This is a genomic window from Pseudomonas serbiensis (genome assembly GCF_030580745.1).
Taxonomy (GTDB): domain Bacteria; phylum Pseudomonadota; class Gammaproteobacteria; order Pseudomonadales; family Pseudomonadaceae; genus Aquipseudomonas; species Aquipseudomonas serbiensis.
Genome location: NZ_JAUQOO010000008.1, coordinates 19644 through 32429, shown reverse-complemented (window position 1 = coordinate 32429; position 12786 = coordinate 19644). Strand labels below are relative to the sequence as shown.

Sequence of the window (12786 nt, the reverse complement as noted above, 5' to 3'; positions counted from 1 at the left end):
TCAGTCTTCCTGCTGCGCCCAGAACCATTGGCTGCGTCCAGCCTTGATATGCGCAAATACAGGCATGATTTCGCCCTGATTGAAAAAGCGCCGGGAACGCACCTTGGCATTGCTGAACCAGTAACCGGATCTGGGGCATGGCTCACCGCAATTGACCGGCGGGACGGGCTTTTCGTCGAAACGGGCATACCACTGCGCAGTGGTTTCCTTGGTAAACCCCACACCCGGAACCAGATAAGGGTGAAGGCAGCCGGTATCCTGCAAGCGAATCGGCCTGATGATCTTGTTAAGCACCCTGTAGACATCTGGCGCCTTACCCTGGCTGCCCAGTTGCGGAACGACTCCTGAACGAATCATCAGGCCATTGCTGTAGGCGTGAAACACAATGTCGCTGCAACCGCTCAACTTGCCGCGCAGAGCATCGCTGCCGCCAAGCCGCCGCACGAACGACTCACCCAATACCGTGTACCAGGCAACGCCCTTGATATGCTCAAGCAGCCGCAGGCTTTCTATATGCGGACCAGGATCGACCATCAGCCCGGCGTATTCCTGAGCAAACTGATACTCCAGCGGCAGATAATGATGCCCGTCCCCCGGTAACACACACGCCAGACCGCCAAACCCGTGTTCGGCCTGAACCTCGCTGCACAGGTATCTGATCCAGGTTTCATAACGCTTCAAGCCATCGGGTTCCGCCAGGTACGACCAGGGCAAAACCATTTTCAGACAGGAACGATCATTCTCTGCCTGTGATTGCGAGGTGTTCATTACAAACAGGCTGTAGGTCGCGACTTCCGCCTGGGTGGCGCTTGCAATCGACCACACGAACTGGGCATCGGGCGAGCTTTGCAGGACCTGACGCCGGCACGAAGCAAACCCCGAGGCCGTAAGACGTCGCATCCGGTTGTAAAGCTGCCATTTGAGCATCGGTTTGAAGGCGCCGTAGAAACGCAGGAAACAGGCCTCGACACGTCGTTTGACCTCTTGCGTATGGCCCTGCTTGAAATACAGCGTTGTGATCAGCCCCAGACGAACGACCGGGACACCTTCAGAGCAATCTACCGCCAGATGTTCAGATTGAGAGGCAAGCCGGGCCAATAACCTCACAGGATCAGATACAGTTTCTGACATCGTCTGTCCTCCCGATGATCCGTCGGATCTGGGAAGCGTCCATGCCAGACATGCAAGGGTCTGCCGTGATCAGGCCTGCCACCCTCTTTTCACAGCCAGACAGGGCTATTTCAATACTGGTGAAGTTGCTGCTGACTTCAGAGCATATGGGCGCAAGATTCAATGAAAACATGCAACCTCCCTCCCGTTTGTTTGTTAAGGGACGAAGATTGAAGGGAGTTTGATAGCGGAGCAATACGCGGAAATCAGTTTGGGAAATCAGCTACATACATCGAGAAATGTCCTACCTAATTCCTACAAAGCAGGTGTCATCCCAAAGCCCCGATGCTCGGCTGGCCAGGCAATACTGACGCCGAAAAGGTAAACGGTGAGTAAACAGCCCGCCAAAGCATGCCGTATTGAAGTTATGTACTGGTCTGCGCGTGCAGGTCAGCGCTATATTGGCCTACCTCACAGCAGGGTTCGCACTCAAGCCCGCAAGGCCGGACTGTACTGCAACATATCCATGCAACTATCGACGAGTTGCTCGGCTTCCCCGGACAGCGAAAAACTGTCAGGCACCAGCAGCCACTGGTAGATGATGCCGTTGATATAGGAAAACAGGCAGATCGAGGCGCGTTTGACGTCCAGAGAGGCCGGTAGTTGTCCCCGGCGCACGGCATTGCTCAATGCCCGGCCGATTCGTTCATGACACAGGATTGCGTTAGCTTGACGCTGACGTCGGAAATCACACATTTCATCCGTGAACTCGCATTTATGGAAAAGGATTTCATTGATGCGACGGGTCTGCGGATCAAGTGCAACTTCATGAAACAAATGAATCAGCAGTTTTCTCATCCAGCCAAGCGGATCTGCTTCAGTTTCACTTTCGCTGGCCTGGGCCATGTCTTCGAGCGGCTCACGGAGGCTGTCGAGCATTGCCTGCACCAGTTCGGCCTTGTTGGTGAAGTGCCAATAAATAGCACCACGTGTCACGCCGGCAAGCGTCGCAATGTCGGCAAGCGTCGTGCGGGCAATGCCGCGGTCATCAAACGCTTGCTCAGCGGCCTGCAGAATATGACTGCGAGTAACCTGGGCTTCCTCTTTGGTGCGGCGGACCATGGCAATAAACCTCAAAGACTTGCGAACCGTGTATCAAGACCTGAAACGTGATCGGGCGGCATTTGGCTGCCTTGTCCCGAGCTTGCAATCACCCCTTCCACACAGCAGATGAGCGGGTAAGAAGATGTTTACAAACAACCGTGAATGTAAGTATATTCATTAGCATGCTACTTATCTAGCCGAAATATTTTTTTACACTCTCCAACTCCCTTGCGTAAACAGGCTCCTGCCCCCGAGGATCTTCATGCAATTCAAGCCAGCTGTTACCGTTCTGGTCACTGCCGTCGCCCTGGCAACACTGCTCAGTGGCTGTAGTAAAAAGGAAGAGGCGGCACCGCCGGCTCAAATTCCTCAGGTCGGCGTAGTCACCCTCAAAGCCCAACCTTATGCACTGACCACCGAACTTCCGGGTCGAACCACAGCCTTCCGTGTTGCTGAAGTTCGTCCACAGGTCAACGGCATCATTCTCAAGCGCCTGTTCACCGAAGGCGGCGATGTAAAAGCTGGCCAGCAGCTGTATCAGATCGACCCGGCGCTTTACGAAGCAACCGCCACCAGCGCACAGGCGACCTTGCAGTCGGCCAAATCACTGGCGGATCGTTACAAGCAACTGGTCAATGAACAAGCAGTGAGCCGTCAGGAATACGACACGGCATTAGCCTCCAGCCAGGAAGCCCAGGCCGCCTTGCAGACCGCCCAGATCAACCTGCGCTACACCAAGGTTCTGGCACCGATCTCCGGTCGTATCGGCCGCTCCGCGGTCACCGAAGGTGCGCTGGTCAGCAGTGCCCAGACCGAAGCCATGGCTACCATCCAGCAACTCGACCCGATCTATGTCGATGTGGTGCAGTCCTCGGCCAACATGCTCAAGCTGCGTGCAGACCTGGAAAGCGGCAAATTGCAGAAGGCAGGCGACAACGCCGCCAAGGTCAAGCTGACTCTGGAAGACTCCAGCGTCTACCCGGTTGAAGGCAAGCTGGAGTTCTCGGAAGTTTCGGTCGACCAAGGCACAGGCTCTGTAACCCTGCGTGCAGTCTTCCCGAACCCCGATCATCGTCTGCTGCCAGGCATGTTCGTTCACGCCCAACTGCAAGCCGGTGTAAGCGCCCAGGCGATCCTCGCACCGCAACAAGGTGTGACCCGCGACCAGAAAGGCACACCGACTGCCCTGATCGTGAACAAGGACAACAAGGTTGAGCTTCGCACTCTGGTTGCCAAGCGCACCGTAGGTAGCGAGTGGCTGATCGAAGAAGGCCTGAACGCCGGTGATCGTGTCATCACCGAAGGCCTGCAATACGTAAGGCCAGGCGCGGAAGTGAAAGTCGCAGAAGCAACCAACGTCAAAGGAGCAAACCCGGCGCCTGCCCCGGCCACTGAAAAAGCCGCAGGCAGCAAAGGGGAGTAACCCATGTCGAAATTCTTTATCGATCGCCCGATTTTCGCCTGGGTAATTGCCCTGGTGATCATGCTGATCGGCTCCTTGTCGATCCTCAGCCTGCCGATCAACCAGTACCCGAGCATCGCGCCGCCAGCCATCGCGATTCAAGTGACCTACCCGGGCGCTTCTGCACAGACCGTGCAGGACACCGTGGTGCAGGTCATCGAGCAGCAGCTCAACGGTATCGACAACCTGCGTTATGTGAGTTCGGAAAGTAACTCCGACGGCAGCATGACCATCACCGCGACCTTCAATCAGGGTACTAACGCAGATACGGCGCAGGTCCAGGTGCAGAACAAGCTGAACCTGGCCACACCGCTGCTACCCCAGGAAGTGCAGCAACAGGGCATCCGCGTAACCAAGTCAGTACGAAACTTCCTGATGGTTATCGGCCTGGTGTCCGAAGATGGCAGCCAGGACAGGGAAGACCTGGCTAACTACATCGTATCGAACATGCAGGACCCGATTTCCCGGACCTCCGGTGTGGGGGACTTCCAGGTCTTTGGCTCCCAATACGCCATGCGTATCTGGCTAGACCCGGCCAAGTTGAACAACTTCCAGTTGACTCCGGTCGATGTCAGCAACGCAATCACGGCTCAGAACGTTCAGGTTTCCTCCGGGCAACTCGGCGGTCTGCCGTCCATTAACGGCCAGCAACTGAACGCCACCATCATCGGCAAGACCCGCCTGCAGACCGCAGAGCAGTTCGGCAATATTCTGCTGAAGGTCAACACCGATGGTTCCCAGGTGCGCATCAAGGATGTTGCCACGGTAGGTCTAGGCTCGGAAAACTACAGTGTCGACTCTCAGTTCAACGGCAAACCGGCTTCTGGCCTTGCGATCAGGCTGGCCCCCGGTGCCAACGCACTAGACACCGCCAAGGCCATCCGCAAGACCGTTTCATCCCTTGAGCCGTTCTTCCCGCCGGGCATGAAAGTCGTTTACCCGTATGACACCACTCCAGTGGTCAGCGAGTCGATTTCCGGGGTTGTTCATACCCTGGGCGAAGCGATTGTCCTGGTGTTCCTGGTGATGTACCTGTTCCTGCAGAACTTCCGCGCCACGGTCATCACCACATTGACCGTTCCGGTGGTATTGCTGGGTACTTTCGGTATCCTCGCGGCCTTCGGTTTCACCATCAACACCCTGACCATGTTCGGCATGATCCTGGCCATCGGCTTGCTGGTGGACGACGCCATCGTCGTGGTGGAAAACGTCGAACGGGTCATGGCAGAAGAAAAACTGTCGCCCCGACAGGCAACCATCAAGTCCATGGAGCAGATCCAGGGCGCACTGGTGGGTATCGCACTGGTTCTGTCGGCGGTTCTGCTGCCAATGGCGTTCTTCGGTGGCTCCACCGGGGTGATCTACAAACAGTTCTCGATCACCATCGTTTCGGCGATGGCGCTATCGGTCGTGGTGGCCCTGATCTTCACCCCTGCCCTTTGCGCCACGATGCTCAAGCCGATCGATCACGAGAAGCATGGTCAACCCAAGCGTGGATTCTTCGGCTGGTTCAACCGCACCTTCGACCGCAGCGTAGAAAGCTACGAGCGCGGCGTGGGCAATATGCTCAAGCATAAATTCCCGGCGTACCTGGGCTATGTCCTGATCTGCGTTGGCATGATCTGGATGTTCACTCGCATTCCGGCCGCGTTCCTGCCTGAAGAAGACCAGGGCGTTCTCTTCGTCCAGGTCCAGACACCGGCGGGTTCGTCGTCTGAGCGCACGCAAGAAGTCATCGACAAGATGCGCGAACACCTGCTGACCAAAGAAAGCGGGGCCGTCAAATCGGTGTTCACGGTCAACGGTTTCAACTTCGCCGGTCGCGGCCAGAGCTCTGCGATTGCGTTCGTGATGCTCAAGCCATGGGATGAGCGTTCGGCTGAAAACAGCGTCTTCGAGCTGGCCAAGCGTGCCCAGGCACACTTCTTCAGCTTCCGCGATGCCATGGTGTTCGCCGTAGTGCCTCCATCGGTTCTGGAACTGGGTAACGCCACCGGTTTCGACGTTTACCTGCAAGACCAGGGTGGCGTAGGCCATGAGAAACTCATGGAAGCCCGCAACCAGTTCCTGGGCATGGCGTCCCAGAGCAAGGTTCTGGCAGGCGTCCGCCCCAACGGCCTGAACGATGAGCCTCAGTACCAGTTGCTGATCGATGACGAGCGCGCCAGCGCCCTGGGCATCACGCTGTCGGACATCAACAGTACGCTGTCGATTGCAATGGGTGGCCGCTATATCAACGACTTCATCGACCGTGGTCGTGTCAAAAGGGTCTACCTGCAGGGCGACTCTGGCGCACGAATGTCACCGGAAGACCTGAACAAGTGGTATGTGCGCAACAGTGCAGGCGAGATGGTGCCGTTCTCGGCATTTGCCAGCGGCAAGTGGGTCTACGGCTCGCCTAAACTGTCGCGCTACAACGGCGTGGCGGCAGAGGAAATTCTCGGTACACCGGCCCCTGGCTACAGTACTGGTCAAGCCATGGCCGAAGTGGAAGCACTGGCCAAGAAACTGCCACCAGGCATCGGCATCTCCTGGACAGGTCTGTCCTTCGAGGAACGTCTGTCCGGCTCGCAGGCACCTGCGCTGTATGCTCTTTCCCTGCTGGTGGTCTTCCTCTGTCTGGCGGCCCTGTATGAAAGCTGGTCGATTCCGATCGCGGTCATGCTGGTCGTGCCACTGGGCGTCATCGGTGCGTTGATGGCAACCAGCTTGCGCGGCCTGTCCAACGACGTGTTCTTCCAGGTAGGGTTGCTGGTGACAGTCGGTCTGGCTGCGAAGAACGCCATTCTGATCGTGGAGTTCGCCAAGGAGCTTCACGAACAGGGCAAGAGTCTGGTCGACGCTGCAATTGAGGCTTGCCGGATGCGCCTGCGTCCGATCATCATGACCTCCATGGCCTTCATCCTGGGTGTTGTCCCACTGACAATTTCCACGGGCGCAGGCTCGGGCAGCCAACACTCGATTGGTACAGGCGTAATTGGCGGTATGATCACTGCCGTTGTTCTGGCCATCTTCTGGGTGCCACTGTTCTTTGTATCGATATCGTCGCTCTTCAAGAGCAAGCAGAAACCTATCTCTCACGATGAGGCTGGCCAATGAGCAAGTCCCTGATTTCTCTGGCAGTAACCGCGTTCATTCTCAGCGGTTGCTCTTTGATTCCTGAGTACAAGCAACCGGAATCACCGGTTGCAGCGCAGTACCCGCAAGGTCCTGCGTACCTGCCAGCCGAGACCGCCGAAAGAGCTGCCGCCGAACAAGGCTGGCGTCAGTTCTTCCATGACCCGGCACTGCAACAACTGATCCAGTCCGCTCTGGTCAACAACCGTGACCTGCGTGTCGCGGCACTGAACATCGACGCTTACCGTGCGCAATACCGCATCCAGCGCTCCGACCTGTTCCCGGCCGTGTCGGCAAATGCCACGGGCTCACGCCAGCGCGTGCCAGCCGACATGTCCACCAGTGGCGAGGCCGGTATCACCAGCTCCTACTCGGCAAACCTGGGTATCAGTTCCTATGAACTGGATCTGTTCGGTCGTGTTCGCAGCCTCAGCGATCAGGCCTTGCAGACTTACTTCGCCAGCGAAGAAGCACGCCGCAGCACACAGATCAGCCTGGTGGCCAACGTCGCCAACGCTTACCTGACCTGGCAGGCCGACAAGGAACTGCTCAAGCTGACGCAGGAAACCCTCAAGACCTACGAGGAAAGCTATCGCCTGACTTCGCGCAGCAATGAAGTGGGTGTCGCTTCGGCACTGGACCTGAGCCAGTCGCGTACCTCGGTTGAAAGTGCCAAGGCCAGACTGGCCCAGTACCAACGACTGGTCGCACAGGATCAGAACAACCTGACCCTGCTGCTGGGCTCAGCCCTGCCTGACAACCTGCCAGAGGCGCAGCCACTGTCTGCCGACCTGCTGACCGAAATGCCGGTCGGCCTGCCGTCTGACCTGTTGCAACGTCGTCCGGATATCCTGCAGGCCGAACATAACCTGCTGGCCGCCAACGCCAATATCGGTGCAGCACGTGCCGCGTTCTTCCCGAGCATCACGCTGACGGCCAATGCCGGTACAGCCAGCCCCGACCTGTCCGGTTTGTTCAAGGGCGGCTCGGGCACATGGTTGTTCCAGCCAAGCATCAACCTGCCGATCTTCAACGCCGGCAACCTGCGCGCCAGCCTGGATTACTCCAAGATCCAGAAGGAAATCAACGTCGCCAACTATGAGAAGGCGATTCAGACTGCGTTCCAGGAAGTCTCCGACGGCCTGGCCTCGCGCAAGACCTATAACGAGCAGCTTCAGGCGCAGCGCGATTTCGTCACTGCCAACCAGGACTACTACCGTCTTGCCGAGCGTCGCTACCGCATCGGGATCGACAGCAACCTGACGTTCCTTGACGCACAGCGCTCGCTGTTCAGCGCGCAACAGACGCTGATCACTGATCGTCTGTCGCAGCTCACCAGCGAGGTCAACCTGTACAAGGCCCTCGGTGGCGGCTGGTACGAGCAGACCAGCAGCGCGGAACCTATCGCCAAAGAGAAGCCGTCAGTTCAATTGTTCTGATCGGCATCCACAAAAAAACCACCCTGACGGGTGGTTTTTTTATGCCCTGAAAAACGCAATCAGTGATCGTGATGCAGATACGCTGGCTGCTTCGGCAAGCGCAGGCTGAACAGGAAAGCCACTACCATCATCGCCGTCACGTACCAATAGAAGGTGTTTTCCATGCCGTTGCTCTTGAAGCTCAGAGCGACGTATTCGGCCGAACCGCCAAATAGAGCGTTGGCCACTGCGTAAGCCAGGCCGACACCCAGCGCACGCACTTGGGGCGGGAACATTTCGGCTTTTACCAGACCGCTGATGGATGTGTAGAAACTGACAATCGCCAGTGCCAGGGTAATCAACACGAAAGCAACGAACGGGCTGGTGTTGCTTTTCAGGGTCATCAGAATGGGCACGGTGCAAAGTGCGCCCAGCGCGCCGAACCACAACATCGAGTTACGACGCCCGATCCTGTCTGCCAGCATGCCGAAAAACGGCTGCATGCACATGTACAGAAACAGCGCGCCGGTCATGATGTAGCTGGCGGTCTTGGGTTCCATACCGCCTGTGTTGACCAGATACTTCTGCATGTAAGTGGTGAAGGTGTAGAAAATCAGCGAGCCACCCGCGGTGTATCCCAGTACGGTGATAAACGCCGACTTGTGATGCTTGAACAGCGCCGCAATACTTCCGGCGTCCTTGTCCTGACGGCTTTCGGCAGTGGTCGTTTCATTGAGGGTGCGGCGCAGCAGCAAGGCAATCACCGCAGCACAGGCACCGATCACGAACGGGATACGCCAGCCGTAGTCGCGCAGCTCTTCAGTGGTGAGAAACTGCTGCAGGATCACCACCGTCAGCACTGCCAGCAACTGGCCGCCAATCAGGGTCACGTACTGAAAGGACGCATAGAAACCGCGCTTGCCGCGCAGTGCGACTTCACTCATGTAAGTGGCCGTGGTGCCGTATTCACCACCCACCGACAACCCTTGCAGCAGACGCGCCATCAGCAATAACGCAGGAGCCCAGGCACCAATCGTGGCATAGGTCGGCAAACAGGCAATGATCAGCGACCCGGCGCACATCATGGTTACCGAGATCAGCATCGAGTTCTTGCGGCCATGCTTGTCGGCCACACGTCCGAACAGCCAACCGCCGATCGGCCGCATCAAAAACCCGGCCGCGAACACCCCGGCGGTATTGAGCAACTGAACGGTAGGATCATCCGAAGGAAAGAACGCCGGAGCAAAGTAAATGGCGCAGAAGGCGTAGATATAGAAGTCGAACCACTCGACAAGATTGCCGGAAGAGGCGCCTACGATGGCAAAGATTCGCTTGCTGCGCTCTTCGCCGGTATAAGGCGTTTCCGTCGTGTTTGTAGTTGTCATTGTTTCCCCATCCTGATTAGGCGACTAGAAACAATCTGTAACACTCAAGCCCGACAAGTACAACCGTCCCGGCATTGCAAACCACACACTTCTGTTGAATGCACCGGCTTCTCGCGAATGAATTGGCTCCTACCTAGCCACCGTAGGAGCGAATTCATTCGCGATGCGGTATTTCAAACGACATATCTCTATCGAATATGCCGCCCCCTCGCGAATGAATTCGCTTACGCGGGTTGTACTTCGATTGCCAGCGCCAGCCCCTGCCCTACTCCCACGCACATGGTCGCCAGACCTTTGCGGCCGCCGGTCTTTTCCAGTTGGTGCAAGGCCGTCAACACCAGTCGGGCGCCACTCATGCCCAGTGGGTGCCCCAGCGCAATCGCACCACCGTTCGGGTTGACCTGAGGTGCGTCGTCGGCAAGCCCCAGTTCACGCAGCACTGCAAGCCCCTGGCTGGCGAAGGCTTCATTGAGTTCGATGACGTCGAAATCGGAAACCGCCAGCCCAAGACGCTCGACCAGTTTGCGTACCGCCGGCACCGGGCCAATGCCCATCACCCGAGGTGCAACACCGGCGCTGGCCATGCCCAGAATCCGTGCCCGAGGCGTCAGGCCATGCTTCTTGACGGCTTCGGCCGAAGCCAGAATCAAGGCTGCCGCGCCGTCGTTGACGCCCGAGGCATTGCCAGCGGTAACGGTTTTTTCCGGACCGTTGACAGGCTTGAGCCGGGCCAGCGTTTCCAGACTGGTATCGGCGCGTGGATGTTCATCCTTGTCGACGATGGTTTCGCCCTTCTTGTGAGCGACCCGCACCGGCACGATCTCTTCCTCGAAAAAGCCCGCAGCCTGAGCAACGGCGGTGCGTTGCTGGCTGCGCAGGGCGAAAGCGTCCTGATCGGCTCGAGAAATCTTGAAGTCATCCGCCACGTTGTCGGCGGTTTCCGGCATGGAATCGACGCCGTACGCAGCCTTCATGGCCGGATTGACGAAGCGCCAGCCGATGGTGGTGTCCTCCAGCTTCATGTTGCGCGAGAACGCTGCATCGGCCTTACCCATGACAAACGGTGCGCGCGACATCGACTCGACGCCACCGGCAATCGCCAATTCCATCTCGCCTGCGGCAATGGCGCGGAAGGCGGTGCCGATAGCGTCCATGCCCGAAGCGCACAACCGATTGAGGGTCACGCCGGGAATGCTCGGCGGCAGGCCCGCCAGCAGAGCGGCCATGCGCGCAACGTTGCGGTTGTCTTCGCCTGCCTGGTTGGCGCAGCCGAGAAACACCTCGTCGACCTCCTCCCAGTTGACCGACGGGTTGCGCTCTATCAAAGCCTTGATCGGCACGGCCGCCAGGTCGTCGGCACGCACCGAAGACAGGCCACCGCCAAAACGTCCGATAGGAGTACGAATCGCATCGCAGATAAAGACATCACGCATCACGCTTCTCCTGCAACCTGACCGTGAGCCGCCGCGGTTCGAGCTTCCAGCTCACGCAGGGCATTGAGTTCCACATCAGTGGGCTCTGCCGAGTAAACGACCTGTTCGGCAAAACGGATTTCCCAGCCAGTGGCCGCAATGACCTGCTCGCGGGTAACACCCGGATGCAGCGTGGTCACAACGAATTCGTTGGTGCTGGCTTCCGGCTCCATGATGCACAGGTCCGTGATGATCCCTACAGGTCCCGCACCCGGCAGCCCAAGGCGCTTGCGCGAGTCGCCGCCTTCGCCATGGCCGACAGAGGTCACGAAGTCGAGCTTGTTGACGAACGAGCGGGCCGACTGCTTGAGAATGATCAGTACAGACTTGGCAGAACCGGCGATTTCCGGCGCGCCACCGGCACCCGGCAAGCGGACTTTCGGGTTGTGGTAATCGCCCACGACCGTGGTGTTGATATTGCCGAAACGGTCGACCTGAGCCGCCCCCAGAAAGCCCACATCCACGCGCCCGCCTTGCAACCAGTAACGGAAGATTTCGCTGGTGGCGACCACGGTGTCAGCCGTTTCGGCCAACTCGCCATCACCAATCGACAGCGGCAATACGCTCGGCTTGGCACCAATCGGGCCGGACTCGTAGATAAGCACCACATCCGGCGAAGAGGTCAGGCGCGCAAGGTTCGCAGCCTTGGAAGGCAGGCCGATGCCCACGAAACAGACCGCGCCATTACGCAAGCGGCGGGCGGCGGCGATAGTCATCATTTCACTGGTGGTGTAAGTCATTATTTTGCCTCCGCAGCGCTGGCCAACTTGCTCTGGAACTCACTGAAATCCGCCGTGCCATGAATGTATTCGGCAATCCAGGCGGTGAAACTCTCGCGGTCCCGGGCAATAGGGTCCCAGGCTTGATAGAAAGGATTGTCCCGCTCGTAGTAGCCATGGGCGTAGGACGGATGCGCACCGCCCGGCACAAGACAGACAGCGCTCAATGCCCAGGTAGGCAATACACAGGAATTCATCGGTGCCTTGAGGTCGTCGACTATTTCTTCGACCGTCACGATGCAGCGCTTGGCAGACAGGGCCGCTTCCTTTTGCGCACCGAGAATGCCCCACAGCAGCACGTTGCCCTTGCGGTCGGCTTTCTGGGCGTGGATCACCGTGACATCCGGGCGCACCGAAGGCACGGCAGCCAGCACTTCACCGGTAAACGGACAGGTCACGGTCTTGATAAGCGGGTTGACCTTGGGCAGGTCGGAGCCGGCGTAAGCACGCAGCACTGCGAACGGCAAACCCGATGCACCGGCCACGTAGGCGTTGGCCAGGTCGGCATGGCTGTGCTCTTCGATTTCAATCGCATGAGGCCACTGTTTTTCGACCGCATCACGCAAACGGTGCAAAGAGCCGACGCCCGGATTACCGCCCCACGAAAAAATCAGCCGTTTCGCACAACCGGCACCGATCAATTGGTCGTAGATCAAATCCGGCGTCATGCGGACCAGCGTCAGGTCTTTTTTGCCCTGACGAATGATTTCATGACCAGCAGCCGTAGGAATCAAATGCGTGAAGCCTTCCAGTGCAACGGTATCGCCGTCGTTGACCAGTTGCTTCACTGCATCGCGTAGAGAAAGAATTTCAGCCATGAGGTGCTCCCGAACCCAACATCACGTTCAATGATCAGCGCGAAGAGCGCCGCAATGAAAATGAGGTTATGCCTGAGCACGATCGCAAACAATCCGATAATCGACTAAGCGTTCGATAATC

The 12786-nt window shown here is 57.9% G+C and carries 9 protein-coding genes; 3 read left to right on the top strand and 6 right to left on the bottom strand.

Annotation, left to right across the window (positions count from 1 at the left end; all coding sequences use genetic code 11):
* Window positions 1-1131, bottom strand: coding sequence for a DUF3396 domain-containing protein (locus Q6A51_RS12140; RefSeq protein ID WP_201017441.1), 1131 nt, complete (start codon window positions 1129-1131; stop codon window positions 1-3).
* Between the two features lie 468 nt (window positions 1132-1599).
* Entirely contained in the window at window positions 1600-2232 is a 633-nt protein-coding gene (locus Q6A51_RS12135) for a TetR family transcriptional regulator (protein ID WP_201000224.1), read from the bottom strand.
* 244 nt (window positions 2233-2476) lie between these two features.
* Between Q6A51_RS12135 and Q6A51_RS12130 the strand changes: the two genes are divergently transcribed.
* Genes Q6A51_RS12130 through Q6A51_RS12120 form a run of 3 tightly spaced genes read left to right on the top strand, consistent with a single transcriptional unit; the run spans window position 2477 to window position 8232 of the window.
* Entirely contained in the window at window positions 2477-3637 is a 1161-nt protein-coding gene (locus Q6A51_RS12130) for an efflux RND transporter periplasmic adaptor subunit (protein ID WP_201000225.1), read from the top strand.
* A 3-nt stretch (window positions 3638-3640) separates the two neighbouring features.
* On the top strand, window positions 3641-6775 hold the full coding sequence (locus Q6A51_RS12125; RefSeq protein WP_201017442.1) for an efflux RND transporter permease subunit: 3135 nt from the start codon (window positions 3641-3643) through the stop codon (window positions 6773-6775).
* Window positions 6772-8232 (top strand): AdeC/AdeK/OprM family multidrug efflux complex outer membrane factor, encoded by a 1461-nt coding sequence (locus Q6A51_RS12120; RefSeq protein ID WP_304574889.1) that lies wholly within the window; start codon window positions 6772-6774, stop codon window positions 8230-8232. The genes Q6A51_RS12125 and Q6A51_RS12120 overlap by 4 nt, the downstream gene beginning before the upstream one ends.
* A 59-nt stretch (window positions 8233-8291) precedes the next feature.
* On the opposite strand, the gene Q6A51_RS12115 is transcribed toward Q6A51_RS12120, so the two are convergent.
* The 4 genes from Q6A51_RS12115 to Q6A51_RS12100 form a co-directional block, all read right to left on the bottom strand.
* Complete coding sequence (locus Q6A51_RS12115) at window positions 8292-9596, bottom strand: MFS family transporter (protein ID WP_201017443.1); 1305 nt, start codon at window positions 9594-9596, stop codon at window positions 8292-8294.
* 224 nt (window positions 9597-9820) lie between these two features.
* Window positions 9821-11032 carry a 3-oxoadipyl-CoA thiolase gene (gene pcaF / locus Q6A51_RS12110; RefSeq protein ID WP_201017444.1) on the bottom strand — a complete coding sequence of 404 codons (1212 nt, stop codon included), beginning with the start codon at window positions 11030-11032 and terminating at the stop codon, window positions 9821-9823.
* The gene (locus tag Q6A51_RS12105; RefSeq protein WP_405046142.1) at window positions 11029-11808 is read right to left on the bottom strand and encodes a CoA-transferase subunit beta; all 780 of its coding nucleotides are present in this window, start codon (window positions 11806-11808) and stop codon (window positions 11029-11031) included. Before Q6A51_RS12105 ends, pcaF begins: the two co-directional genes overlap by 4 nt.
* Entirely contained in the window at window positions 11808-12665 is an 858-nt protein-coding gene (locus tag Q6A51_RS12100; protein WP_201000230.1) for a CoA transferase subunit A, read from the bottom strand. Before Q6A51_RS12100 ends, Q6A51_RS12105 begins: the two co-directional genes overlap by 1 nt.
* Window positions 12666-12786: the final 121 nt, after the last annotated feature.